Annotated in this window: 24 protein-coding genes and 1 pseudogene; 15 read left to right on the top strand and 10 right to left on the bottom strand. The window is 62.1% G+C overall.

Annotation, left to right across the window (positions count from 1 at the left end; all coding sequences use genetic code 11):
• Window positions 1-50: 50 nt before the first annotated feature.
• Window positions 51-524 (top strand): fumarylacetoacetate hydrolase family protein, encoded by a 474-nt coding sequence (locus EIO64_RS13710; protein WP_429835059.1) that lies wholly within the window; start codon window positions 51-53, stop codon window positions 522-524.
• 493 nt (window positions 525-1,017) lie between these two features.
• Here the strand turns inward: EIO64_RS13710 and EIO64_RS13705 are convergent, their stop codons facing one another.
• Together EIO64_RS13705 and trkA are read right to left on the bottom strand one after the other, a co-directional pair.
• Complete coding sequence (locus EIO64_RS13705) at window positions 1,018-2,484, bottom strand: TrkH family potassium uptake protein (protein ID WP_025544910.1); 1,467 nt, start codon at window positions 2,482-2,484, stop codon at window positions 1,018-1,020.
• A gap of 17 nt (window positions 2,485-2,501) precedes the next feature.
• Complete coding sequence (trkA, locus tag EIO64_RS13700; RefSeq protein WP_025544909.1) at window positions 2,502-3,869, bottom strand: Trk system potassium transporter TrkA; 1,368 nt, start codon at window positions 3,867-3,869, stop codon at window positions 2,502-2,504.
• A gap of 210 nt (window positions 3,870-4,079) precedes the next feature.
• Between trkA and EIO64_RS13695 the strand changes: the two genes are divergently transcribed.
• The 13 genes and pseudogenes from EIO64_RS13695 (at window position 4,080) to EIO64_RS13635 (ending at window position 14,562) form a co-directional block, all read left to right on the top strand.
• On the top strand, window positions 4,080-4,406 hold the full coding sequence (locus tag EIO64_RS13695) for a thioredoxin domain-containing protein (protein ID WP_021751427.1): 327 nt from the start codon (window positions 4,080-4,082) through the stop codon (window positions 4,404-4,406).
• Window positions 4,407-4,566: 160 nt separating this feature from the next.
• Complete coding sequence (gene acpP, locus EIO64_RS13690; RefSeq protein WP_021751426.1) at window positions 4,567-4,797, top strand: acyl carrier protein; 231 nt, start codon at window positions 4,567-4,569, stop codon at window positions 4,795-4,797.
• 66 nt (window positions 4,798-4,863) lie between these two features.
• Window positions 4,864-5,289 carry an acetyl-CoA carboxylase biotin carboxyl carrier protein gene (locus EIO64_RS13685; protein WP_021751425.1) on the top strand — a complete coding sequence of 142 codons (426 nt, stop codon included), beginning with the start codon at window positions 4,864-4,866 and terminating at the stop codon, window positions 5,287-5,289.
• Entirely contained in the window at window positions 5,283-6,674 is a 1,392-nt protein-coding gene (accC, locus tag EIO64_RS13680) for an acetyl-CoA carboxylase biotin carboxylase subunit (protein WP_021751424.1), read from the top strand. The genes EIO64_RS13685 and accC overlap by 7 nt, the downstream gene beginning before the upstream one ends.
• Before the next feature lie 5 nt (window positions 6,675-6,679).
• Entirely contained in the window at window positions 6,680-7,534 is an 855-nt protein-coding gene (accD, locus tag EIO64_RS13675) for an acetyl-CoA carboxylase, carboxyltransferase subunit beta (RefSeq protein WP_036628633.1), read from the top strand.
• Window positions 7,531-8,349 (top strand): acetyl-CoA carboxylase carboxyltransferase subunit alpha, encoded by an 819-nt coding sequence (locus EIO64_RS13670; protein WP_021751422.1) that lies wholly within the window; start codon window positions 7,531-7,533, stop codon window positions 8,347-8,349. The genes accD and EIO64_RS13670 overlap by 4 nt, the downstream gene beginning before the upstream one ends.
• Window positions 8,346-9,293 carry a beta-ketoacyl-ACP synthase III gene (locus EIO64_RS13665; protein WP_021751421.1) on the top strand — a complete coding sequence of 316 codons (948 nt, stop codon included), beginning with the start codon at window positions 8,346-8,348 and terminating at the stop codon, window positions 9,291-9,293. The genes EIO64_RS13670 and EIO64_RS13665 overlap by 4 nt, the downstream gene beginning before the upstream one ends.
• A gap of 98 nt (window positions 9,294-9,391) precedes the next feature.
• On the top strand, window positions 9,392-10,339 hold the full coding sequence (locus EIO64_RS13660; RefSeq protein WP_119310593.1) for a DUF561 domain-containing protein: 948 nt from the start codon (window positions 9,392-9,394) through the stop codon (window positions 10,337-10,339).
• The gene (gene fabD / locus EIO64_RS13655; RefSeq protein WP_119310592.1) at window positions 10,336-11,280 is read left to right on the top strand and encodes an ACP S-malonyltransferase; all 945 of its coding nucleotides are present in this window, start codon (window positions 10,336-10,338) and stop codon (window positions 11,278-11,280) included. The genes EIO64_RS13660 and fabD overlap by 4 nt, the downstream gene beginning before the upstream one ends.
• A complete protein-coding gene (gene fabG, locus EIO64_RS13650) occupies window positions 11,280-12,023 on the top strand; it encodes a 3-oxoacyl-[acyl-carrier-protein] reductase (protein WP_036631366.1) in 744 nt (247 codons plus the stop codon). Before fabD ends, fabG begins: the two co-directional genes overlap by 1 nt.
• Before the next feature lie 338 nt (window positions 12,024-12,361).
• Window positions 12,362-13,602 (top strand): annotated as a pseudogene (gene fabF / locus EIO64_RS13645) (beta-ketoacyl-ACP synthase II).
• A 4-nt stretch (window positions 13,603-13,606) separates the two neighbouring features.
• Window positions 13,607-14,044, top strand: coding sequence for a 3-hydroxyacyl-ACP dehydratase FabZ (gene fabZ / locus EIO64_RS13640; protein WP_119310591.1), 438 nt, complete (start codon window positions 13,607-13,609; stop codon window positions 14,042-14,044).
• 77 nt (window positions 14,045-14,121) lie between these two features.
• The gene (locus tag EIO64_RS13635) at window positions 14,122-14,562 is read left to right on the top strand and encodes a MarR family winged helix-turn-helix transcriptional regulator (protein WP_249390689.1); all 441 of its coding nucleotides are present in this window, start codon (window positions 14,122-14,124) and stop codon (window positions 14,560-14,562) included.
• Window positions 14,563-14,600: 38 nt separating this feature from the next.
• Here EIO64_RS13635 and gluQRS read toward each other — a convergent pair whose 3' ends face one another.
• The 8 genes from gluQRS to EIO64_RS13595 all read right to left on the bottom strand — a co-directional run bounded on the left by gluQRS (window position 14,601) and on the right by EIO64_RS13595 (window position 24,521).
• Complete coding sequence (gene gluQRS / locus EIO64_RS13630; RefSeq protein ID WP_119310590.1) at window positions 14,601-15,575, bottom strand: tRNA glutamyl-Q(34) synthetase GluQRS; 975 nt, start codon at window positions 15,573-15,575, stop codon at window positions 14,601-14,603.
• A gap of 489 nt (window positions 15,576-16,064) precedes the next feature.
• The gene (lpdA, locus tag EIO64_RS13625) at window positions 16,065-17,804 is read right to left on the bottom strand and encodes a dihydrolipoyl dehydrogenase (protein WP_119310589.1); all 1,740 of its coding nucleotides are present in this window, start codon (window positions 17,802-17,804) and stop codon (window positions 16,065-16,067) included.
• A 142-nt stretch (window positions 17,805-17,946) separates the two neighbouring features.
• On the bottom strand, window positions 17,947-19,302 hold the full coding sequence (locus EIO64_RS13620) for a dihydrolipoamide acetyltransferase family protein (RefSeq protein ID WP_119310588.1): 1,356 nt from the start codon (window positions 19,300-19,302) through the stop codon (window positions 17,947-17,949).
• Window positions 19,303-19,329: 27 nt separating this feature from the next.
• The gene (locus tag EIO64_RS13615) at window positions 19,330-20,304 is read right to left on the bottom strand and encodes an alpha-ketoacid dehydrogenase subunit beta (protein WP_021749712.1); all 975 of its coding nucleotides are present in this window, start codon (window positions 20,302-20,304) and stop codon (window positions 19,330-19,332) included.
• Between the two features lie 20 nt (window positions 20,305-20,324).
• Window positions 20,325-21,314, bottom strand: coding sequence for a thiamine pyrophosphate-dependent dehydrogenase E1 component subunit alpha (locus tag EIO64_RS13610; RefSeq protein ID WP_021749711.1), 990 nt, complete (start codon window positions 21,312-21,314; stop codon window positions 20,325-20,327).
• A 206-nt stretch (window positions 21,315-21,520) separates the two neighbouring features.
• The gene (locus EIO64_RS13605; protein WP_021749710.1) at window positions 21,521-22,612 is read right to left on the bottom strand and encodes a DctP family TRAP transporter solute-binding subunit; all 1,092 of its coding nucleotides are present in this window, start codon (window positions 22,610-22,612) and stop codon (window positions 21,521-21,523) included.
• Between the two features lie 78 nt (window positions 22,613-22,690).
• A complete protein-coding gene (locus EIO64_RS13600) occupies window positions 22,691-23,863 on the bottom strand; it encodes a TRAP transporter large permease (protein ID WP_346730043.1) in 1,173 nt (390 codons plus the stop codon).
• Between the two features lie 130 nt (window positions 23,864-23,993).
• Window positions 23,994-24,521: a TRAP transporter small permease gene (locus EIO64_RS13595; protein ID WP_036630559.1), complete on the bottom strand. Its 528-nt coding sequence runs from the start codon at window positions 24,519-24,521 to the stop codon at window positions 23,994-23,996.
• A gap of 461 nt (window positions 24,522-24,982) precedes the next feature.
• Between EIO64_RS13595 and EIO64_RS13590 the strand changes: the two genes are divergently transcribed.
• Complete coding sequence (locus EIO64_RS13590; protein ID WP_136891486.1) at window positions 24,983-25,696, top strand: MBL fold metallo-hydrolase; 714 nt, start codon at window positions 24,983-24,985, stop codon at window positions 25,694-25,696.
• Window positions 25,697-25,717 lie beyond the last annotated feature (21 nt).

Below are 25,717 nucleotides of genomic sequence, written 5' to 3'. Positions count from 1 at the left end.
GGGAGGCGATCGACGGCCATCTGGATTTTGTCTCCAAGCTGGATTATGAAGTGGAGCTGGCCGTTGTCCTGGGCAGGGACGCGCTCCATGTCCGGGAGGAAGATGTGGGCGACTACATCTTCGGATACAGCGTGGCCAACGACGTCAGCGCCCGGGACGTCCAGTACCGCCACAAGCAGAACTTCCTCGGAAAAAGCCTGGATACCTTTTTTGCCATGGGGCCGGTCATTGTCACTGCGGACGAATTCCCCTGCCCGCCCGCGCTATCCATCAGAAGCTTTGTCAACGGAGAGCTGCGGCAGAACAGCGTGACGGACCAGGTGTTCTTCAATATCCGCCACATCGTCAGTGAGCTCTCGCAGGGCATGACGCTGCCGGCGGGCACCATCCTCATCACCGGCACCCCCGCCGGAGTGGGGATGGGAATGGATCCCCCTGCTTCCTCAAGCGCGGAGATGTGGTCACCTGCGAGATCGACGGGATCGGTCGCATCTCCAACCCCATCCGCTAGCGTTCTGTTTTGAAACGATTCCTGTCCAATCCCTTCAAGGGGCCCCGGAGGTTTTGCCATTGTCCTCCGGGGCCCCGCTCTTTTGATTCCACAGCTCCGCCGGGGTGCAGCTTCTTCTCGCCCATCAGGATCCGGGCCGGGCGTCTCTCCAGAGCCCGCCTCTGTCCGGATGCCGCCGTCTACTTGCCTCCTCTTCGTATCCGTCAGCCGATCCTTTAGCCGCCGTGATGCCCGAAGCCCATCCCGCGGGACGCCGCTCACAGCGTCCCGCAGGCCCTCCTGTCCGCTTGCCGGTGGGGCGGCGCTCCGGGGAAACATATTCCTCTGTTTGGGGCGGGCAGCTTTGGAGACGCGGTTGCCGGTGGCCGTTGTCCCGCGCTGCCCGGCAATTTCCCCCCACCGCAGAAAAAAAGCGCCCTCCGCGGCGGCGGGCGCTTGACAGGACGGCAGGACTGCCGCAGATCTCCGCGGCGGTCCTGTTCCGTTGGATTTGATTTTCAGGCAAGTCAGTCCACCAGCCTGCGGGACGGCAGCCGCCGTTTCCAGATGGAAGGGGCGAACAGAAGCAGCATGGGGAAGATCTCCAGCCGTCCCACCAGCATGTCGAAGGACAGCAGCAGCTTGGACCAAGGGGAGAAGCTGGAGAAGTTACCCATGGGACCTACAATCTCCAGACCGGGCCCCACGTTGTTGATGCAGGCAGCCACCGCTGTGAACGTAGTCACCAGGTCCAACTGCTCCAGAGACACCAACAGGCAGGACGCCACGAAGACCATCAGGTACACCGCCAGAAACAGATGGACGCCCCGGATGCTCCGCTCGTTCAGGGGCTTGCCCTCGAACTGGATGGCGGGCACCGCATTGGGGTGGAGCATCCGCCGCATCTCGCTGACAGACACCTTCTGCAGGATCACCACCCGGGCCACCTTGATGCCGCCAGCGGTGGAACCGGCGCAGCCGCCGATAAACATCAGCGCCACCAGAATGGCCTTTGAAAAGGTGGGCCAGGTGTTGAAATCCACCGTGGCATAACCGGTGGTGGTGATGATGGAGGACACCTGGAAAAACGCGTGCCGCAGGCTGGTGCCCACCGACTCGTACATGTGCACGATATCCAGGGTGATGGCAGCCACTGCCGTCGCCACAATGAGGACATAGGCCCACAGCTCCTCGGACCGGAACACGTCCCGGAACCGCCGCACCAGCAGGAAGTAATACAGATTGAAATTGATGCCGAAGAGCAGCATGAAAATGCCGATCACAATTTCAAAATAGGGGTTGTTATAAGCTCCCACACTGAGATTCCGGCTGCTGAAGCCGCCGGTGCCCGCACTGCCGAAGGAGTGGATGCAGGCGTCAAACAGCGGCATCCCGCCCGCCAGCAGTAGCACGATCTCAATGACAGTCATCACCAGGTAGATGCCGTAGAGGATTTTGGCGGTGTCGCTCATGCGGCTCACCAGCTTTCCCACCGCGGGTCCAGGCATCTCCGCCCGCAGCATGTGCATCCCGTGGCCATCCCCGCCCATAGGCAGAATGGCCATGACGAACACCAGAACACCCATGCCGCCCACCCAGTGGGTGAAGCTGCGCCAGAACAGAATGCCCCGGTTCAGCGACTCCACCTCCGTCAGGATGGTGGCCCCCGTGGTGGTGAAGCCGGAGACTGTCTCAAAGAAGCAATCTACAAAGCTCTCTATGGAGCCGGAGATGTAAAAGGGCAGCGCACCGAAGAGGGACACGGCAATCCACGCCAGCGCCACTACCGCCAGGCCGTCCCGTGCGAACAGAGACGCCTGCCGCGGCTTTTTGAAGCTCAGCAATCCTCCGCACAGCACCAGCAGCGCCGCAGGGAGCAGATACGGGACAGGGGATTCCCCATATCCCAGAGCCACCGCCATGGGAAGCAGCAGCAGCGCCGCCTCCACCAGCAGGATACGGCCAATGGCAAAGCCGATCATTCGATAATTCACAGAACTTACCTGCCTTCTCACTCTGCAAGGATATCCCGAAGATCCTCCAGCTGGGTGTCCGTGGTCACTACGATCACATCGTCGTGGAGGTGCAGGACATCATTGCCGGAGGGGATGACGATCTGCCCGTTCTGCCGCACGATACCTGCCAGTAGCAGGCCCCGCTTCAGATTCAGATCCCGCAGGGGCACGCCGGCGAAGGAGATGTCCGGCGTCACGCTGAACTCCAGAGCCTCCACCTTCTCATCCACGATGCGGTGCAGCGTTTTCACCTTGGAGGCGGAGGCGTTCTTCATGGCCCGGATATACTGGAGGATCAGCTCTGTGGTCACCGCACCGGTGGACACCACACTGTCGATCAGGCTCTCGGTGGAGACCAGCTCCAGCAGGGACTTGCGGTTGATCTTCGCCACCACCTTACAGCAGTCGCCGGACTGCTTGGCAGCGCTGAGTGCCATGAGGATGTTGGCCTCGTCCAGGCCCGTGATGGCCACGAAGGCGTCCGTCTGGCTGATTCCCTCCTCGCTGAGGAGCTCGCTGTCCGTCCCGTCTCCCACGATCACCAGCGCGCGGGGCAGTTTCTCGCTCATCTCCACGCACCGCTGCTCGTTTTGGTCGATGATCTTTACGGACATGCCCATCTCCAGCAGCTCAGATGCCAGATAGTAGCACATTTTGCTGGCGCCCACGATCATGACCGAAGAGGCCCGGGCCCGGAATACGCCCAGAAGCCGGAAGAACTTCTCCAGTTCCCGGGGTGCGGCGGTGAGATAGATCTTGTCTCCCGCCCGCAAGGTGAAATCGCCGGAGGGAATGATCGTCTCCCCCTGCCGGGCCACGGCGCAGATCAGCACCCGGACCTTGAAATTCCGGTACAGTTCCGAAAGCCGGGTGCCGTCCAGGGCCGTGTGCTCCGCCACCCGGTACTCCACCAGCTCCAGCCGCCCCTTGGAGAAGGACTCCAGCTTCATGGCGGTGGGGAACCGCAGCACACGGGCGATCTCACGGGCCGTTGCCGCCTCCGGATTGATGGCCATGGACAGCCCCAGCTCACTGCGCATAAACCGCAGCTGGCGGCCGTATTCCGGGCTGCGGATACGGGCGATGGTGTGCTGCACACCCATTTTCTTCGCCACAAGGCACGTGAGGATATTAATCTCGTCGCTGGAGGTAGTGGCGATCAGCAGATCGGCCTGCTCCACATCCGCCTCCTTCTGCACATCGTAGCTGGCGCCGTTGCCGCACACGCCCATCACATCATAGATGTTGATGATGTTCTCAACCAGATGTGGATTTTGGTCGATCACTGTGACCCTGTTCTCCACGGCCAGATGGCGCGTCAGGGCCACGCCCACCTTGCCCGCGCCCACAATGACGATCTTCATGCGGTCCTCCATCCTTTCTTCCGCCGGGACAGGTTCCGTTGGGGATCCTCCGGCGCAATCCTCCCACATTATAGCGGATATATCGGCAAAAGCAAATATCTTTTTCGTCAAATCTCCAAAAAATAGGACGCCGTCTTTCCCCCTGCCTCCCCTTGTGGTATGCTGTTCTGCGGAATATGGGCCCCGCCCGGAGAATAAGGAGACGATGAAATGAGCACCCCTGTCAAACTGCGCCTGTACTGTTCCATCTGTGCCCGGAACGACTTCTACATGGACCGCATCCGGGCCGTTGCCGACGGTCTCGGCCTGGACTACACTCTGGAGAAAATCACAGACGACGATGTGATCGACCGGATGGACCTGCTGATGCCCTGCCTGTACGCCTACTGCCCCGGCTGCCGGGTGCTGAACGAACAGGTGACGAGTGAGCATCCGGAGACCCTCTGCACTCCCGCCCTGGAGATCAATGGAACACTCCGGTTCTGGGGCGTCCCCGCCAGCGACGACGCGCTGCGGCAGGCGCTGTCTTCCTTATAATTAAATAAGGTGCGGCTGCCACGTCCCGGAGAAGGCGGGCGTTCTCCAAAATTTTACTTGACAAACCGGCATAAACCGCATAAAATCAACGTGAAATTATTTTAGTTAAATTATTTTAATTAAAATAATTTCATCATTTTTCGACATAAGGAGTACCAATATGGAATTCGAGCAAGTACGTGATATCATCGTGGAGACCCTGGGCTGCGACGCGGAGCAAGTCACAATGGACGCCTCCCTGGCTGACGATCTGGGTGCTGATTCCCTGGCTTCCGTGGAACTGGTGATGGCTCTGGAAGAGGCCACCGGCATCTCCATTGAGGATAGCGCCCTGGCGGAGATGAAGACCGTCGGCGACGTGATGAACTACCTGAACGCCCACAAGCAGTAATCCCTGCCCCGCCGGCGGGCCCGCGCCCTCCGGCGGGTTCACTTTCCGCTGAGAAAGGAATGCGCTATGACCAACCAAGAGTTTTTTGAGATTGTCGCCTGCTTCGACCGCAGCACCGCTCAGACGATGAAGCTGTCCACGCAGGAGTTCACCATAGAGCTGACCCGTGGCGGCGCGTCTGCGCCTGCGGCCAGCGCACCTGCGGCCGCTCCGGCTGCCGCCGCTGCTCCGGTGCCTGCGCCCCAGAGCAGCTCCTCCTCTATTGACGCGCCTCTGGTGGGCACGTTCTACGCGGCGCCCGCCCCGGACCAGGCCCCCTTTGTCCTGCCCGGCGACCGGGTGTCCAAGGGCCAGACCGTCTGCCTGATCGAGGCTATGAAGATGATGAGCGAAGTTCCCGCTCCCTGTGACTGCGTCATTGAGAGCGTGTGCAAGAGCAACGGCGAGCTGGTGGCCTTCGGCGAGCCGCTGTTCCGTTATCGGCCATGCTGAGGCGGGTATTGATCGCCAACCGGGGAGAGATCGCCCTGCGGGTCCTGCGGGCCTGCCGGGAGCTGGGGATCGAGACGGTGGCCGTATACTCCCAGGCGGACGCGGACGCGCTCCATGTCCAGCTGGCGGGACAGGCGGTGTGCATCGGCCCTGCCCGGGCGGCAGACAGCTATTTGAATCAGGATGCTCTTCTGACGGTGGCCAAAGCCACCGGGTGCGACGGCGTCCATCCCGGCTATGGCTTCCTCTCTGAAAACGCCGACTTTGCAGACGCCTGCGCCGCAGCTGGCCTGACCTTCATCGGCCCCTCCGGCGACGCCATCCGCAAGGCCGGCTCCAAATCTGCCGCGCGGGACCTGATGCGCGCCGCCGGCGTGCCCGTGACCCCCGGCTCCGACGGCCCGGTCGCCTCTGTGGAGGAGGCGCTGACCGCGGCAGAGTCCGTAGGCTATCCTGTGCTGCTGAAGGCGTCCGCCGGCGGCGGCGGGCGGGGCATCCGCCGGTGCGACCGGCCGGAGGATCTGTCCGCGGCCTTTGCGGAGGCCAAGGCAGAGGCCCAGGCCTGCTTCGGCAATGACGAGATGTATCTGGAGAAACTGGTGCTCCGGCCCCGGCACATCGAGTTCCAGGTGCTGGCGGACCGCTACGGCAACGTCATCCATCTGGGGGACCGGGACTGCTCGGTCCAGCGGCGGAACCAGAAGCTCATCGAGGAGGCCCCTGCCCGGTGTTTGACGCCGGAGCTGCGGGAGCGGATGGGCGCCGCCGCCGTAAAGGCGGCCAAAGCCGTTGGCTATGAGAATGCCGGCACAGTGGAGTTCCTGCTGGACCCGGACCGGGAGCATTTCTATTTCATGGAGATGAACACCCGCATCCAGGTAGAGCACGGCGTCACCGAGCTGGTCACCGGTGTGGATCTGGTGCGCCAACAGCTGCGGATTGCCTCCGGCCTGGCGCTGCGCCTGCGGCAGGAGGATGTGACGCTCCAGGGCCATGCCATCGAGTGCCGCATCAACGCCGAAGACCCTGTGCAGGGGTTCCGCCCCTGCCCCGGACGGGTGGATTTCCTCCATTTCCCCGGCGGCCCCGGCGTGCGGGTGGACTCCTGCCTGTACAGCGGGTGCGAGCTGTCTCCTTACTACGACTCTATGGCAGCCAAGATCCTGGCCTACGCCCCCACTCGGATGGAGACCATCCGGCGGATGCGCCGCTGCCTGGAGGAGTTCACTCTGGAGGGCTTCCCCACCAATGCGGAGCTCTCCTATCAGATTCTGTACCATCCGGAGTTCATTCTGGGAGAGTGCACCACTGCCTTCCTGGATGAACACCTGTCGGAGCTGCTGGAATTCAGCCGCAAGCTCAGTGAAAGCGGGGTGGATGCATGAGTGGGATGAACGGCGTCTTCGCCAAGCGCCGGGCGCGCCTGCTGGCCATGAAGGCCATCCGGGACAATCACATTCCCGGCGATAAAGCCATCACCTGTCCCAAGTGCGGGCAGGACAGCGACCGCAAATCCGTGGCGCAGAACCTGTCGGTCTGCCCCAAGTGCGGCTACCATTTCCCCATCGGCGCCTACTATCGACTCAGCACGATTCTGGACCCCGGCTCCTTCCGGGAGCTGTTTGAAAAGCTGCCTGCGGCGGACCCGCTCTCCTTCCCCGGCTACCGGGCCAAGGTGGAGGCCGCCCAGCGCAAGACCGGCCTGACGGAGGCCGTGGTCACCGCCACCGGCACCATCGGGGGCCGCAAATGCGTAGTGGGTGTGCTGGACAGCCGCTTCTTCATGGGCTCCATGAGTGCCGCCGTGGGTGAGAAGATCACCCTGGCCATTGAGTACGCCACCAAGAACCGCCTGCCCCTGATCCTGTTCGCCGCCAGCGGCGGTGCCCGGATGCAGGAGGGCATCCTCTCCCTGATGCAGATGGCCAAGACCAGTGCGGCGCTGGCCCGCTTCTCGGAGAAAGGGCTTTTGTATATTTCCGTCTTTACGGACCCCACCACTGGTGGGGTCACTGCCAGTTTCGCCTCTCTGGGCGATATCATCCTGGCGGAGCCCGGCGCTCTGATCGGCTTTGCCGGTCCCCGGGTCATCCAGCAGACCATCGGCCAGACCCTGCCGGAGGGCTTCCAGCGGGCGGAGTTCCAGGAGGAGCACGGCTTTGTGGACGCGGTGGTGCCGCGCCTTCAGATGCGGGACACCCTGTCCCAGCTGCTGCGGCTCCATGAGAAAGGGGGACGCACATGAGCGAACCGCTGACCGCCGCCCAGCGGGTGGCCATTGCCCGCCACCCCCAGCGGCCCAATATCACAGATTATATTCAGGCGCTGTTCACAGACTTCTTTGAGCAGAAGGGCGACCGCCTCTGCGGCGAGGATGCCGCGATCTTGGGCGGCGTGGCCCTGTACCACGGCCGCCCTGTGACCGTCATCGGCACCCGGAAGGGCAAAACGCTGGAGGAGAACCTCAAGTGCAACTTCGGCATGCCCAATCCGGAAGGGTACCGCAAGGCTCTGCGGCTGATGCGCCAGGCGGAGAAGTTCCGCCGCCCCATCCTCACGTTTATCGACACCTCCGGCGCCTATCCTGGCCTGGAGGCCGAGGCCCACGGCCAGGGCGAGGCCATCGCCCGGAATCTCTATGAGATGAGCCGCCTCACCGTCCCCGTCATCGCCCTCATCACCGGCGAGGGCAACAGCGGCGGCGCGCTGGCGTTGGGCGTTGCCAACCGGGTGCTGATGCTGGAGAACTCTGTGTACGCCATCCTCTCTCCGGAGGGCTTCGCCTCCATTCTGTGGAAGGACTCCGCCAGACATGAGGAAGCCTGTGAGCTGATGAAGCTGACGGCGCCGGACCTGCTGGAGCTGGGCGTCATCGACGGCATCATCCCTGAGCCGGAGGGCGGCGCCCATCTGGCTCCCGCCGCCCACATGCGGCAGGTGGATCGGGCTCTGAGCCGCTGCCTGGCGGAGCTCTCCAAAGAGAGCGGAGCCGCTCTGGCCGCAGGCCGGTATCAAAAATTCAGACGCATGGGCGCAGCACCCCAGAAGGAGGAAGCATGAGCGGAATCAAAATCAGAGGCACCGGCCGGTTCGCCCCTGCGAAAATCGTCACCAACGACGACCTGGCAAAAATCGTGGATACCAGCGACGAGTGGATCACCACCCGCACCGGCATCCAGACCCGCCACCACTGCACCACGGAGACCCACACGGATATGTGCGTGGGCGCCGCCCGGCAGGCGCTGGAAAACGCCGGGATTTCCCCGGAGGACATCGGCGCCTGCGTGGTGGCCACTTTCTCCTCCGACTACCTGTCCCCCTCTGCCGCCTGCATGGTGCAGCGGGGGCTGGGGCTGCCCCACGACGCGGTGTGCTTTGACCTGAATGCCGCATGCAGCGGCTTCCTGTTCGCCATCCACACCATGGAGTGCCTGCTGGCCCAGGCCCCCCGGAAGTACGGCCTGGTGATCGGCGCAGAGATGCTCTCCCGGTTCATCAACTGGGAGGACCGGGGCACCTGCGTCCTCTTCGGAGACGGCGCCGGCGCTGTGGTGGTGGAGTGGCGGGAGGACTATCCCTCCATCCACGCCGTTCTGGGCTGCCACGGCGACCCGGACATGCTGGGCGTCACCGGCGCGGAGAAGCCGGCGCCGGCCCGCATCTTCATGCACGGCCAGCCCACCTTCAAGTTCGCCGTTAAGGCAGTGCCCTACTGCATCGACCAGGTGCTGGAAAAGGCCGTCATGGCCATTGAGGACGTGGACTTCTTCGTCTTCCACCAGGCCAACGCCCGGATCATCGACCTGGCAGCCAAAAAGTACCACATCCCCCCGGAGAAGTACTACAAGAACATCCAGAAATACGGCAACACCTCCGCCGCCAGCATCCCCCTGGTCATCAGTGAGCTCCATGACCTGGGAAAGGTGGGGCCCGGCTCCCGGGTCCTGGTGGTGGGCTTCGGCGGCGGCCTCACCTGGGGCGGCGCCCTGGTGGAGTTCGCCTGACTCCCTGCACGTCAAGCAGGCGCTCTGGACGCAAGCCTGTTACCGGCGAAAACTTCAGCTTTATTTAGGCCGCGCACAGCGGCGAATGGGAGATTTTTATGAAAAAGCTCAATGAAATCCTGGGAACCAAGTACCCCTTTATCCAGGGCGGTATGGCCAACATCGCCACCGGCGAGTTCGCCGCCGCCTGCTCCAACGCCGGGGCCCTGGGCATGATCGCCACCGGCGGCTGGGACGGCGACCGTCTCCGCCAGGAGATCCGCCGGGCCAAGGAGCTGACGGACAAGCCCTTCGGCGTCAATCTGATGCTGATGAGCCCCTATGCCGACGACATCGCCCAGATCATTCTGGAAGAGGGCGTGAAAGTGGTCACCACCGGCGCCGGCAATCCCGGCAAGTACATTCCCGCCTGGAAGGAAAAGGGCATCAAGGTGATGCCCGTAGTGGCGGCGGCGGTTCTGGCCAAGCGGCTGGATCGCTATGGCGTGGACGCCATCATCGCCGAGGGCACGGAGTCCGGCGGCCACGTGGGCGAGATGACCACCATGGCCCTGGTGCCCCAGGTCATCGATGCGGTAAGCGTTCCCGTGGTGGCGGCCGGCGGCATCGCGGACGGCCGTCAGGCGGCTGCGGCCTTTGCCCTGGGTGCCTGCGGCATCCAGGTGGGCACCTGTTTGCTTGCCAGCGAGGAGTGCCCCATCCACCCCAATTACAAGCAGGCTGTGCTGAAGGCCAAGGACAGTGATACGGTGGTCACCGGCCGCTCCATCGGCGGCCCGGTCCGAATCCTGAAGAACAAGATGGCCCGGGAGTATCTGGCCCTGGAGAAGCGCGGCGCCTCTCTGGAGGAGCTGGAGAAGGTCACCCTGGGCGGCCTGCGCCGGGCCGTGCTGGAGGGCGATGTGGAAATGGGTAGCGTCATGAGCGGCCAGGTGGCTGGTATGCTCCACGAGATCCGGCCCGTGGCCGAGATTTTCCGTGATCTGTATGAGAGCGGTATCGCACGGGCGAAGGCCACCGCCGCAGAATGGAGCGACGCAGAATGAAACTGGGCTTTTTGTACGCCGGTCAGGGCAGCCAGCATGCCGGCATGGGCGCCGATCTGTACGAGGCGTTTTCCGCTTTCCGGGCTGTTTACGACCATGCGGAAGTGGATTTTGACCTGAAGAAGGTCACCTTTGAGGACCCGGACGGCATCATCAACCAGACCCGCTACACCCAGCCCTGCATGGTGGCCTTTGCCGCCGGTATGACGGCGGTGCTGCGGGAGAAGGGCATCACCCCCGCTGTGGCGGCGGGCCTCTCCCTGGGTGAGTACTCCGCCCTTCACGCCGCCGGTGTGTTCGACGCCGCCACAGCTATCCGTCTGGTGGCTTTCCGGGGCAAGGCCATGGAGGAGGCGGCTGCCGGCCGGGAGAGCGCCATGATGGCCGTCCTGAATCTGGACCGCAGCCCCCTGCAGGATGCCTGCGACGCGGCCTCTGACCTGGGGTGCGTGGTAATCGCCAACTACAACTGTCCCGGCCAGCTGGTCATCGGCGGTGAGAAGGCCGCTGTGGAGAAGGCCGCCGCCATTGCCAAGGAGAAGGGCGCCCGCCGGTGCCTGCCCCTGAAGGTCAGCGGCCCCTTCCACACCCCCCTGATGGCCCCTGCCGGGAATGCCCTGCGGGAATACTTCCAGGGCGTGGCGTTTGCGGATCCCCAGATCCCCGTGATCTTCAACTGCCTGGGGGATGTGAAGGATGACAGCACCCCCATCCAGGAGCTGTTGGTGAAGCAGGTGCAGAGCAGCGTGTTCATGGAGGACTCCATCCGGAAGATGGCCGACATGGGCGTGGACGCCATCGTGGAGATCGGCCCGGGCAAAGCCCTCAGCGGTTTTGTGAAAAAGACCGTTCCCGGCATACCGGTCTGCGCGGTGGAGACCGCAGCGGATGTGGAGAACCTGCCCGACACGCTGGAACAACTGATAAAGGAGAAGGCATGATGAATTTTGCTGGAAAGACCGCCGTGGTCACCGGCGGCAGCCGGGGCATCGGCCGGGCCATCTGCGAGGAGCTGGCCCGGGGCGGCGCCAATGTGGTGCTGTGCTACGCCGGCCGGGCGGAAGCTGCCCAGGAGACCGTGACCGCTTGCGAGGACCTGGGTGCCAAGGCCCTGGCCGTGCAGTGCAACGTGGCGGACGAGGCCCAGGTGAAGGCCCTGATGGATGCCGCTGTGAAGGAATTCGGCCGGATTGACATTCTGGTGAACAATGCCGGCGTCACCCGGGACGGCCTTGTGATGATGATGAAGGAGGCCGACTTCGACGCGGTGATCGACACCAACCTGAAAGGCACCTTCCTGTGCATGAAGGCCGTGTCCCGAATCATGATGAAGCAGCGGTACGGCCGGATCGTGAACCTCTCCAGCGTGGTGGGCCTCCGGGGCAACGCCGGCCAGGTGAACTACGCCGCCAGCAAGGCGGGTGTGGTAGGCATGACCAAGTCCCTGGCCAAGGAGCTGGCCTCCCGGGGCGTGACGGTCAACGCCGTGGCCCCCGGCTTCATTGAGACGGACATGACCGCTGCCATGCCCCAGGCCGCCAAGGACGCCATGATGCCCACCATCCCTATGCAGCGGCTGGGTGCACCGGAGGATGTGGCAAAGGCCGTGGCCTTCCTGGCCAGCGACGAGGCCGCCTATGTCACCGGCCAGGTCCTGGCCGTCGACGGGGGCATGGCGATGTGAAGCATTCAAGGGGACAGTGTCCCCCTTGGACGCTCCGCCGGTATGCCACCGGCTCCGCTGAACCCCCATCACCAGTCTGCACCCCAAGGGCACTTCTGCGCCGCTTTCAGCGGCTTGGGTCAAAGTATTTTCGGCAGGTACAGAAGGTGAATTGCCCCGCAGGGGCAAGAGAAGCCGCCCTGGGGTGCGCCCTGCCGAAAATGATTGGAATTTCTTGATCTGCCTCTGGCAGATCAACCGGGGAACCCCGAATGGATTTCCCCAGCCCCCTTCCTTTTGCGGGGCCTTTTGGAACACCTTTTCCGGGTGCTCCCAACTCTATCTACAGGAGGTATACTATGGAACGACGGAGAGTCGTGATCACCGGCCTGGGGGCCGTGACCCCCATTGGCCTTACCGCGGCAGAGAGCTGGCAGGCTGTGAAGGACGGTGTGTGCGGCATCGCTCCCATCACCCAATTCGATCCCACCGATCTGAAGGTCCATCTGGCCGCGGAGGTCAAGGGCTTCGTGCCGGAGAACTACATGAGCAAGCCAGAGGCCAAGCGGATGGGCCGCTTCACCCAGATGGCCGTCGTCTCCGCCAAGGAGGCACTGGACGGTGCTGGCTTCACGTTGGATGAAGCGGAGGCGGATCGCTGCGGCGTCATTGTCTCCAGCGGCATCGGCGGCCTCTCCATCACGGAGGCAGAGCACGACAAGGGCAAGGAGAAGGGCTGGGACCGGGTCTCTCCCTTCTATATCCCCACCGGCATCTGCAACATGGCCGCCGGCCAGATCGCCATCCACACCGGCTTCCGGGGCATGTGCTCCTGTCCGGTGACCGCCTGTACCGGCGGCACCAATGCCGTAGGCGATGCCTTCCACTATATCCGGGACGGTTATGCTGATGTGATGCTCTGCGGCGGCACGGAGTCCGCTGTGACACCTCTGGCCATCGGCGCCTTCACCTCCATGAAGGCCCTGACCCAGAATCCCGATCCCAAGCGGGCTTCCATCCCCTTTGACGCGGAGCGCAGCGGCTTCGTGCTGGGCGAGGGTGCGGCCATCCTCCTGCTGGAGGAGCTGGAGCACGCCAAGGCCCGGGGCGCCCGAATCCTTGCGGAGGTCGTGGGCTACGGCGCCACCTGCGACGCCTATCACATGACCGCTCCCCGGCCCGACGGCAGCGGGGCCGCCAAGGCCATGGAGATGGCCCTTGCAGACGGCGGCGCCAAGCCGGAGGATGTGGACTATATCAACGCCCACGGCACCTCCACCCCCTGAACGACGCCGGCGAGACGGCCGCCGTCAAGACTGTGTTCGGTGACCACGCCTACAAGCTGGCCATCAGCTCCACCAAGTCCATGACCGGCCACATGCTGGGCGCCGCCGGTGCTGTGGAGGCCATGTTCTGCGCCATGGCGCTGCATGACGGCTATCTTCCCGCCACCATCAACTATCAGGTGCCGGATCCCGCCTGCGACCTGGACGTGGTGCCGGGTCACGGCCGCAGCGCCGATGTGCGCTACGCCATGTCCAACTCTCTGGGATTCGGCGGCCACAACGGCAGCCTGCTGTTCAAACGATGGGAGGCGTGAGACCATGGCAAACGAATTGAATTCCAACCAGATCGCGCAGATCCTACCCCACCGGTTCCCCTTTGCTCTGGTGGACCGGATCACCGATTACGAGCCCGGCCAGTGGGCCAAGGGCCGCAAGTGCGTCAGCGTCAATGAGCAGTTCTTCTGCGGCCACTTCCCCCAGGAGCACGTCATGCCCGGTGTGCTGATCTTGGAGGCCATGGCCCAGGTGGGCGCCGTGGCCATCCTCTCCCTGCCGGAGAACCAGGGCAAGATCGCCCTGTTCGGCGGCGTGAAAAACGCCCGCTTCCGCCGGAAGGTGACCCCCGGCGACGTGCTGGAAATGGAGTGCGTTCTCACCAAGCGCCGCGGGCCGGTGGGCATCGGCGAGTGCAAGGCCACGGTCAACGGCGAACTGGCCTGTACGGCGGAACTGACCTTCGCCATCGGTGCGGAATGACAGCCGACGCTTTCCCGCCATGCGGGCAAGGCGCGGGAAAGAGGGCTTGCAGCCATGCTGAAAGACGCTTTTTTAACGTGTACACCAAGTTCAAGCTGCACTTTTACCAGGAGATCTTCAGCCGCTTTCAGGATCGTGAGGCCAGTCTGACGACGGTGGAGACCTTCTGCATGGAGGCCATTCAGGCTCTGGGCAGTCCCACGGTGAATGAATTTGCCACCTTCATGCGGATCTCCCCTCCCAACGCGGCATACAAGGTCAACAGCCTCATCAAGAAAGGCTACATCCGCAAGGTCCAGTCTTCCGACGACCGGCGGGAATACCATCTGGAGATCACTCAGAAGTATATCGACTACTACAACATCAGCACGGCCTACATGACCGCCGTCATGAACCGCATCACGCAGCGGTTTACCCCGGCGGAGTGCGCCAAGCTGGAGGAGATGCTCACCATCATCAGCCGGGAGCTGATGGCAGAAGTGGAGATTCCAGACGCCCTTTCGGGACAAAGCAACTAAAGAAGCGGCACAGGCTGTCAGCCTGTGCCGCTTCCTTTTCAAAACAGTCCCTCCGGAATGCGGATATCCGCTCTGGGGACCTTCTCCCAGGCAAAGTCCTCCAGCAGGCTCTCCCCGCTTCTGGGTTCTGCCGAGGGGTTGAAGCCTGCGAGATATGCCAGCTTTCCCAGGATTTCCGGTGCCGTATACCGCTCTCCCAGCGTGTCCAGCCCTGCATCCGCGTTCCGCTTGCTGAGCCGCTGTCCATCGCTTCCCAGAAGCAGCGGGAAATGGTAAAACGCCGGTGCCTCCAGTCCCAGCAGCCGATACAGCAGCAGCTGTCTGGGGGTGGACGCCAGCAGGTCCGCCCCCCGCACTACTTCTGTGACGCCCATGGCCGCGTCATCCACCACCACCGCCAGTTGATAGGCAAATATGCCGTCCGACCGCCGCAGCAGAAAATCCCCGCAGTCCGCAGGCAGCCACTCCCTGTACTCCCCCATGTGGCCGTCGGTGAAAGTGATCTCCTCCTCCGGCACCCACAGCCGCAGGGCGGGGGCGCGGCCTGTGCGCCGGGCCCGCTCTGCCGCCTGCTCCGCGGTCAGACCGCGGCAGGTCCCCGGGTAGACCACCTGTCCATCCTCCCGGTGGGGAGCACTGGCGGCATGGAGCTCCGCCCGGGTACAGAAGCAGGGGTAGACCAGCCCCTGGGCCTCCAGTCGCCTCAGAGCAGCCTGATACAGCGCCGTCCTCCGGCTCTGCTCATAGGGGCCGCTGGGGCCGCCGATGACAGGTCCCTCGTCCCAGTCCAGTCCCAGCCACTGGATGTCCCGGCACATCTGCTCCCCATAGCGCCGCGGACATCGCGCGATATCCAGATCCTCGATCCGCAGGATCACTCTCCCGCCCTTCTGCCGGGCGCTGAGCCAAGCCAGCAGGCAGCACAAAATATTCCCCAAATGGATGCGCCCGCTTGGCGACGGCGCAAACCGTCCGGTCACCGCCATGGTCTCCTGCCCTCCTTGTCCGTTCATGCCACCCCATTATAGCGGGATTTCTCCGCTTCTTCAAGGCCGTTCCTCCCGTTTCTCCATGGTGAAATGTATCAGATGCAAAACATGCGCAATATCTTCACTCTATTTATGATATAACCATAACGACAGGCAGGTATATGCCAGAAAAGCGTGAACATGACAGTTGAATCCCCCCGCCTCATCCCATGCTTCAGCGTTCAGCGTGCATCTCCTGATCGGCATTTCTCATAAAAGATCGGCGTGGACAAGCAAAGGAGAAAATGAAACGCCCCGTCTTTCCCGACCGGTACAGTACCCCCTGCAGCTCCACACGCTGTATTCCTGTTACGCTGTCAGGCAAATCTGGAGGTATACGGGGGCTTCCCGCATTTATATCCTCCTGGACTGCACACTGGAGTTTTGCCGCGCCATTTAGGCACCATACCGTTCTTCACGCAGCAACAAGGGCCGCCGCTTGATAGCGGCGGCCCTTGTCATCGGGAAACGCAATCAGTTCTTGATGTGGATGGCGCGCTTCTGGACGTTCAGAGCGCACTCCCGCACGGACTCGGAAACCGTGGGATGAGAGTGGATCGTGGAGATCAGCTCATCCACGGTGGCCTCCAGCCGCAGAGCCAGAGCACCCTCGGCAATCAGGTCCGTAGCCCGGGGCCCGATGATGTGCATACCCAGCACTTCCTCGTACTTGGCGTCAGCGATGATCTTCACCAGACCCTCGCCGCCATTGATGATGAGGGACTTGCCGTTGGCCACCAGCGGGAACTTGCCCACCTTGTAGTCGATGCCCTTGGCCTTGCACTGCTCCTCGGTCAGACCGACAGAGGCAGCCTCCGGCTCCATATACACACAGGTGGGGTTGGTCTTTTCGTCATACACGGCAGGGATCCCCATGATGTTCTCCGCAGCCACTTCGCCCATGGCGCTGGCGGTGTGGGCCAGCTGGGCCTTGCCGAAGACACAGTCGCCGATGGCGTACACGCCGGGCACGCTGGTCTCCATCTTGTCGTTGACGATGATCCGGCCCCGGTCGTTGGCAAGGCCGGCAGCCTCCAGGTTCAGGCTGGCGGTATTGGCCTTCCGGCCGATGGCCACCAGCACCTTCTCCGCCTCAAAGCTGACGGTCTCGCCGGCCTTGTTCTTGCAGACCACCTTGGCGCCCACGGGAGAGGCCTCCACGGCCTGCACCGGGCACTCCAGGTTGAACTCCATGCCCATCTTCTTCATGTGCTTCACGCCGATGGCAGTCAGGTCGCCGTCCAGCATGGGCAGCATGTGGTCCAGTGCCTCCACCACGGTGATCTTGGTGCCGAAGGCCGCGTAGGCGCAGGCCAGCTCCAGGCCGATGACGCCGCCGCCGATGACCACCATGCTCTTGGGCAGCTTCTCCAGGCTCAGCGCACCGGTGGAGTCGATGCAGTTGGGATTCTCCTTCAGCCCGGGGATGGGCGGCTGGGCGTTGACGGAGCCGGTGGCCACGATGATGGCGTCGGCGGTCATCTCCTCCACGGAGCCGTCGGACTTCTTCACAGAGAGGGTCTTGGGGCCGGTGAAGCTGGCCTCGCCGTCCACGCGGGCGACCTTGTTCTGCTTCAGCAGACCGGCAACACCCTGGGTCAGCTGCTTGCTGATGGCGTTCTTGTGGGCGATCACCTGGGGGAAATCCACTTCCACACCGGAGACCTTCACGCCGATGTCAGCACCCTGTTCCTTGATCTCGGACACCAGCTCCGCGCTGTGCAGCAAGCACTTGGTGGGGATGCAGCCGATGTTCAGGCAGGTGCCGCCGATGTGCTCGCGCTCCACCAGGGTCACCTTGGCGCCCAGCTGGGCCGCCCGGATGGCAGCCACATAGCCGCCGGGGCCGCCGCCCACGACGATAACGGTCTTCTGGCCAGCTGCGGCGGGGGCTGCAGCCGGGGCAGGTGCAGCAGGAGCGGCGGGAGCGGGTGCGGCGGGAGCCGCGGCGCCGGCAGCATCGGGAACCGCCTCTCCGGCGGCGCCGATCCAGGCGATCACGCTCTTGCAGGGGGCGGTCTCGCCCTCCGGCAGCAGGATCTTCAGCAGGGTGCCGTCCTCCTCGGCCTCCACGTCGTTGGTCAGCTTATCGGTCGCCACGGAGAACAGGATGTCCCCCTTCTTGACGGTGTCTCCCTCTTTGAACTTCCACTCTTCAATGGTGCCCTCGGTCATCGTCAGACCCAGCTTGGGCATCAGAACTTCAGTTGCCATAATTTCTGTCCTTCTTTCATGAACTTACCCAAAAACCGCCTCTAATTCGGCCTTTGAGTTGTTTGGATCGTCAAATTTTGGACAATGACCCCTCAAAGGGAACCCGGCACAGGCCGGGTTCCCTTGAATGGGTTGTTTGATCTCACACCAGGAGCATGTAGGGGTTCTCCAGCAGCTCCGCGATCCGCTTGAGGAACTTGGAGGCCATCACGCCGTCGATCACGCGGTGGTCGGCAGTCAGGCTCAGGTTCATCATGGTCCGGATCACGATCTCGCCGTTGCGCACCACAGGGGTATCCACCATGTCGCACACGCCCAGAATCGCCAGCTCAGGCTGGTTGATGATGGGAGAGAAGCTGGTGATGCCATAGGGCCCGAGGCTGGAGATGGTGAAGGTGCCGCCGGTCATGTCCTCCATGCCCAGCTTGCCGGTGCGGGTGGCCTCGATCAGAGCCTCCGTCTCCTGGGCGATCTGTGCCAGGGACTTCTCCTCGCAGTTCTTCACATTGGGCACGATCAGGCCATCGCCCTTGGCGACCGCCAGGCCCATGTTCACGTGCTTGTGGCGGGTCAGCATATTGTCCGCGAAGCTGGCGTTCACGTCGGGGAACTCGGTCAGGGCCTTGGCAACCACCTTCATCAGGATGTGGTTGTAGGTCAGCTTGATCCCCTGCTCCTTCAGGCCGTCCTTCAGCTTGGCCCGCAGGTCCTTCATAGCCGTGACCTCCACCGGACGGGTGTAGGTGACCCGCGGAGAGGTGTGCCAGGAGTTGGTCATGTTGGCAGCGATGCTGCGGCGCAGCGGATTCACCTTCACAGGCTTCTCGTCGTTGCTCTCAACAGCGGCAGCGGCCTCAGCGGCGGGAGCTGCGGCTGCACCCACACCGGCGGCGGCCAGCACGTCCGCCTTCATCACGCGGCCCTGGACGTCCAGCTTGCTGACGTCCACGCCCAGCTCGGCAGCCAGCTTGGCAGCCATGGGGCTGGTCTTGGGACCGGCCACAAAGTTCTCCACGTCCTTGGCCACCACGGTCCCGTTGGGGCCGGTGCCGGGGATCTGGGAGAGGTCATAGCCCTTTTCCTTCGCCAGCTTCTTGGCGTAGGGAGTCGCCAGCACGTAGGCACCGGCGGGACGGTCCGCATGGGCCGTGGGGGCGGCGGCAGGAGCCGCGGCAGAGGCTGCGGACGGCGCAGCGGCAGGAGCAGCAGGCGCGGCCGCGGCGGGCGCGGCGGCACCGGAGGCATCCGGAATCGCCTCGCCGGGCTGGCCGATCCAGGCGATCACGCTCTTGCAGGGGGCGGTCTCGCCCTCCGGCAGCAGGATCTTCAGCAGGGTGCCGTCCTCTTCGCACTCCACGTCGTTGGTCAGCTTATCCGTCGCTACGGAGAACAGGATGTCCCCCTTCTTGACAGCGTCGCCCTCTTTATATTTCCACTCTTCAATGGTGCCCTCGGTCATCGTCAGGCCGAGCTTGGGCATCAATACTTCAGTTGCCATACTTGAAAATCTCCTTTTCAACAGGCATTAAAACATGCCCTTGATGCCCTTTACCAGGTCCTCCGGAACCACTTTCACCATCTTCTCCAGGGTGGGAGCGAAGGGGATCGGGCAGAAGGGAGCGCCGTACCGCAGGATGGGGGCATCCAGATACTCCATGGCCTCCTCCGCGACGGTGGCGGAGATCTCCGCGCCGAAGCCGCCCTGCTTGACAGCCTCGTGGACGATGCAGAGGCGGTGGGTCTTCTTCACACTGTTCAGCACGGTCTCCTTATCCCAGGGAGACAGGGTGATCAGGTCGATGACTTCGGCCTCAATGCCCTCCTTGGCCAGCAGGTCCGCAGCGCCGCGGGCATTCTTCATGCCGATGGAGTAGGACACGATGGTCACATCCTTCCCCTCACGCTCCACGCGGGCCTTGCCCAGGGTGTAAGGCTCCTCCTCGCCGATCTCGGGCACTTCGCCTTTCTCCTTGTACAGGATCTTGTTCTCGAAGTACAGCACGGGGTCATCGCACTCGATGGCGGCCTTCAGCACCATCTTGGCGTCATAGGGATTGGAGGGCGCCACAACCTTGATGCCGGGGATGTGGGCGAACCAGGACTCCACGCACTGGGAATGCTGTGCAGCGCCGCCGCCGGCAGAACCGTCGGGCGCACGCAGGACCAGGGGCACCTTGGCCTGGCCGCCGAACATGTAGCGGACCTTTGCCATCTGGTTGAAGATCTCGTCCATGGGCACGCCGATGAAGTCGGCGAAGTGCATGTCCACCACGGGACGGGCGCCGGCCAGAGCCGCGCCTACGCCGCCGCCGATGATAAAGGTCTCGGAAATGGGGGTATCAATGATCCGGCCGGGGAACTGCTGGGGCAGGCCCTTGAACTGACCGAAGATACCGCCCTGACGGGCCAGGTCCTCGCCCATTGCGAATACAGTGGGGTCTTTCGCCATCGTCTCGGCCATGGCCTCTTGAGTGGCCTGAGAAAAAGTGATCTTACGCATCGTATTTGTCCTCCTTCGCCTTAGTCATCCACGTAGACGTACTTCATGTACTCGGACGCATCGGCGTACTCGCTCTGCATAGCGTACTCCTTGGCGTCTTTGATCTTCTGCTCACACTTGGCATCGATGGCGTCGCACTCCTCGGCGGTCATCAGCTTCAGCTTGGCGGCCTTGGCGCGGAACATCTTCAGAGGATCGGTGTCGTGATAGATCTTCTGGGTCTCGGCGTGGTCACGATACAGTTCAGGGTCGCCCACGAAGTGGCCCTCAATGCGGTAGGTCTTGGCCTCGATGAACGTGGGGCCTTCGCCGGCACGGGCACGGGCAACAGCCTCCTTGGCGGCCTCATACACAGCAAAGACATCCTGGCCGTCCACGATCACACCGGGCACATGATAACCCGCCGCGCGGTCGGAGATGTTCTCCACATTGCAGGTGGTGCGGTAAGGCGTGGTGGAAGCCCAGCAGTTCATCTCGTTGACGAAGATCACGGGCAGCTTCCAGGCGGAAGCGACGTTCATGGCTTCGTGGAAAGTGCCGCGGTTGGAGGCACCGTCACCGAAGAACACCACGGAAACCCGGTCGTTCTTCAGGATCATCTTGCTGGCCAGGGCAGCGCCGGTGGCCAGGTTGTAGCCGCCGCCCACGACGCCGTTGGCGCCCAGCATACCCACAGAGAAGTCGGCAATGTGCATGGAGCCGCCGCGGCCCTGGCACAGGCCGGTCTTCTTGCCGAAGATCTCAGCCATCATGCGGTTCACATCCGCGCCCTTGGCCACACAGTGGCCGTGGCCGCGGTGAGTGGACTCGATCATATCGTCCTTCCGCAGAGCGGAGCACACACCAGTGGCGATGGCCTCCTCACCGATGTACAGGTGCACGAAGCCGGGAATCTCACCATTCAGGAAGTCGTGCTTCACGCTCTCCTCAAACTTGCGGATGGTGCACATGGTCTCATAAAAGTGCTCCGCCAGTTCCTTGGTGTATTTTGCTGCCTTTGTTGCTGCCATAGGAAAAACTCCCTTCTGCCGACTCTCCTGTCGGCACTCTTTGAAATTTGCTGGGACAGATGCGCTGGGCGGTGAAATCGTCAAAATTTTCACCTATGTTCTCTGAAAAGACGTGGCAACAGTTTCCTGCAGCCACGTCCTCTCAGCTAACGCAACTTACGAAACCTTAACCGTTGTTTATACGGAAACGCAGGCTGCCTCTTCAATTAGGCGGCGGGCTCAGTGGTGCCAGCATCAGCCTGAGTGACGCTGGTGAAAGCCTCGATCAGCTCGGGGGTCAGCTCGTCGGCGAACTCGTCGTACACGGGGGCAGAAGCCTCAGCGAACTCAGCAGCAGCCTCGGGAGTCAGCTCGGTGATCTCAACGCCAGCCTCGGCCCACTTGTCCATGATCTCCTGATCCTGGCTGCGGTTCAGCTCACGCTCGTACTCGCAGGCAGCCTGGCCGGCCTCGTCAACGATGGCCTGCAGCTCGGGAGACAGGGAGTTGTACAGCTCAGCGTTCATGCAGAAGAACAGGCAGTCATAAGCGCCGGTCCAATAGGTCAGATAGCTCTGGACCTCCTGGATGGAAGCGGCATCAGCGGTGGGCAGGGGGTTCTCCTGGCCGTCGTAGGTGCCGGTCTGCAGAGCGGTGAACACCTCGGACCAGTTGGCGTTGGTGTAGTCGGCGCCCCACAGCTCATAGGAGCGGTTCAGCAGCTGGGAACCCGCGACACGCATCTTCAGGCCGTTCATGTCAGCCTTGCTGGCGATGGCGTGCTTGCTGTTGGTGATGTGGCGGAAGCCGTTCTCCGCAATGCCCAGCAGGTGCACGTTGTAGGTGCTCTCCAGAATCTCGCCCAGAGCCTCGCCGCCGGCGCCGTCCAGGGCCGCGTCAGCCTCTTCCGTGCTGCTGAACAGGAAGGGCAGGGAGACCACGTTGAACCGCTGGTCGAAGGAGGACCAGATCAGGTTGGAGTGCATGGACAACTCGGTGGTACCGTCCATCAGGGCCTGGATGCCGTCGGTCTGGTTGCCGGCGGTCAGCTGGTCAGCGGGATAGTACTGAACGGTGATGGCACCGCCGGTCTTCTCGCCCACGATCCGGGCGAACTCCTTGGCGCCGTCCACCCAGGGAGAGGTCTCCGTGGCGGAGCAGGCGAACTTCCAGGTCATTTCCTCGAACTCGCCAGTGGAAGCGGCAGCATCATCGCCGCTGTCGGCAGTGGTATCGCTGGCAGCGTCATCGCCACCGCCGCAGGCCACCAGGGCCAGAGCCATGGTGAGCGCCAGGAGCAGTGCAAGAAACTTTTTCATTGTTTTGCCTCCTTAAAATAGTTGTAGCAGGTATTATCTGAAACCGCAAAGCGCGGTTACAGCCAAGTCAGGAGATGCTTATTTGCCGAACAAGAGCACGGTAGAGAACCAGGGCACATAGGTGATGAGCAGCAGCGCAATAATGCATGCCACAATCTGGGGCCACACAGCCTTGGACATAGAGACAATGGTGACCTTGGTCTTGTCCCGCAGGCCCTGAAGCTTCTCGGACACACCGATGGCGACGAACAGGTTGACACCCACGGGAGGAGTCACCTGGCCGATAGCCAGGTTCACTGTGGCGATCACGCCGAAGTGGACGGGGTCGATGCCCAGCTGGGTGGCTACGGGGTACATGATGGGGATAAAGATGTACATGGCGGAGTTGGCGTCCACGAAGCAGCCTGCAATCAGGAAGATCACGTTGACGATCAGCAGGAAGATGTACTTGTTGCCGGAGATCTCCAGCAGCAGAGCCTGGGCCGCCTGCGCAATGCCGAACACCGTGCACACATAGGAGAACAGGGTGGCCGCGCCGATGATCAGCATGATGCCGCCGGTGGTCTTGCCGGAGTCGACCAGGATATCGATCATATCCTTCATCTTGACCTCACGATAGATGAAGACGCCGACCACCAGACCGTATACCACGGAGACGGCAGCCGCCTCGGTGGGGGTGAAAACGCCGCCGTAGATGCCGCCGATGATGATGACGGGCATCAGGAAGCCCCAGAAGGCCTCACGGAAGGACTTCCAGCGCTGGCCCCAGGAGGACTTTGCCTTGGATGCCTGGATGCCCTTCTTGCGGCACTCGATCATGATGATGATCACCAGGGACAGGCCCATCATGATGCCGGGAATCCAGCCGCCCATGAACATATCGCCCACGGAGACGCCGGTGATGGAGGCGTACACCACGAATGCGATGGAGGGCGGAATGACGATGGCGATGGAGGAGGCGCTGGCCATCAGGGAAGAGGCGAAGGGGGCGGAGAAGCCGCCGCGGTTGATCATGGCGGGAATCAGGATAATGCCCAGAGCCGCCACGGTGGCGGGACCGGAGCCGGAGATGGCGCCGAAGAAGCAGGCCACGATAACAGCCACGATGGCGATGCCGCCGCGCCGATGGCCGACGCAGTCATCAGCAAACGCCACCAGACGGCTGGAGATGCCCGCCTTGGCCATGATGTTGCCGGACAGAACAAAGAACGGAATAGCCAGCAGCAGGAACTTTGCCATGCCGCTGTACACGTTGGTAGGGACGACCGTCAGGGGGAACTGCTGAAGAGCAGGGCGAAAATGGAAGACATACCCAGGCTGACGGCAATGGGGATATTCAGCAGCAGCATCACGAAGAAGCTGCCGAACAGGATCAAGTTAATCATACAGTCTCTTTGCCTCCCTCTGTCTCAGCCGGCTTCACACAGGCGGCCTTGTTGCTCATCACGTCGACCAGATACTCGATCGCATGGAGCACCAGGAAGATGGAGCCGATGGGCAGCAGGATGGTAAACACCCATTCGGGCCAGCCCAGAGAGAAGGTCTCTTTGCCGGTGCTGATCTGATCGAACACCTTGTTAAAGCCGGTGTAGATCAGGATGGCGTAAAAGATCAGGTTCACGACCGTGTCAATCACGGTCAGAATCTTTTTACCCCCGACGCCCACATTGTCGAAGATCAGGGACAGCGTAATCATGCTGCCGTCTCTGGTAGCTAGGGCGCAGCCCAGCATGATCATCAGGATGAACACGTTGATGACCAGCTCCTCGGACCACGCGAAGTTGGAGTGGAAAACATACCGAGAGAGCACGTTGATAAACGTGATCGCTGTAACCACGACGGTAATCACGCAGAGCACGAATTCCTCGACTTTGGTGAGCCCGTTCATGATCGTCTTGTAGGTTTTCATTCGATCAATCCCTTCAGTTAGTGTGGCGCCCCGTCTTAACAGAATATTTATACGTCTCCTGCGCATGAATAGTTGCCTGTCTATCATGCCGTATGAATAAACTGCCGCAAAGCCGCCTGTTTCACAGAAATACATATTAAATTTCTGTTAACGGAGACAAGTATATCACTTTGCCAATTCAATATCAATCAGCAATCGGAAATTTGTCATTTTGCCCATTTTTGTTCTGTGGCTCTTTGCCAATTTTGTACAAACAGCAAAAATATGGCAATTTTAACAGAAAAATAAATTATTTTTGGACTTTTTGCTGATTTTTCGGAAAAAGTATGGTATAATCAACCATAAAACCGCAAAGCGCCGATTCTTACGCAAGCCTTACGCAAATCATGGCATTTTGAAATTTTATTCTGAAAGACGTTTGTCCCGCAAGTAAAAATCCTGTACACACAAGGAGCGACATCATGTCCCATTGCCAAATCACACTCAGCGTCAACGCCGGGGTCGCCCTGCATCTGGGTGCCATGCGGGTCTGGTCCGACGCGCTCCACGACCATCGGGTTGTGGGGTTCTCCACTGTCACCCCTGAGCGCTGGAACATTCTTCAGGCTCATCCGGACTTCGCCAGCCCGGATCTGCTCTTTTTCACCCACTGCCATCCGGACCATTACTCCCGCGCCCTGACAGAGCAGGTGATTGCCCAAAATCCGCAGGTGGCCCTGGTGCTGCCGGAGCAGGAGTTTGACCGCCAGCTGGTGCTGGCCGGTCCCAGCAGCCATCTCACCCTGGAGGGGCTGCACATGGACTTCATGCGCCTGACTCACGAGGGTGCACAGTACCGGGAGGTCCCCCACTACGGCTGTATCCTGGAATATGACGGTTTCCGGGTCCTGATCGCCGGAGACTGCGCCGTGGCGGACCCGCAGCTGCGGGATTTCATCGGCAACCGCCCCATTGATCTGGCCCTTTTGAACTTCCCTTGGGTGACTCTTCGGAAGGGCCGTCACTTCATCGAACAGGCCATCCGGCCGGAGCATCTGGTGGTATACCATCTCCCCTTCTCCCACGATGACCGCTGGGGATATCGGGATGCCGCCGTCAAGGGTGCGGGCCAGCTCCAGGGGGTGCCGGATGTCCGGCTGCTGCTGGAGCCGTTCCAGCGGGAAATCCTGACCTGACAGAATCAAAAAGAGAGACGC

Origin of the sequence: Dysosmobacter welbionis (genome assembly GCF_005121165.3) — a bacterium.
Taxonomy (GTDB): Bacteria; Bacillota; Clostridia; order Oscillospirales; family Oscillospiraceae; genus Oscillibacter; species Oscillibacter welbionis.
The sequence above is the reverse complement of the archived record's forward strand: the minus strand, read 5'-3'. Positions and strand labels throughout refer to the sequence as shown.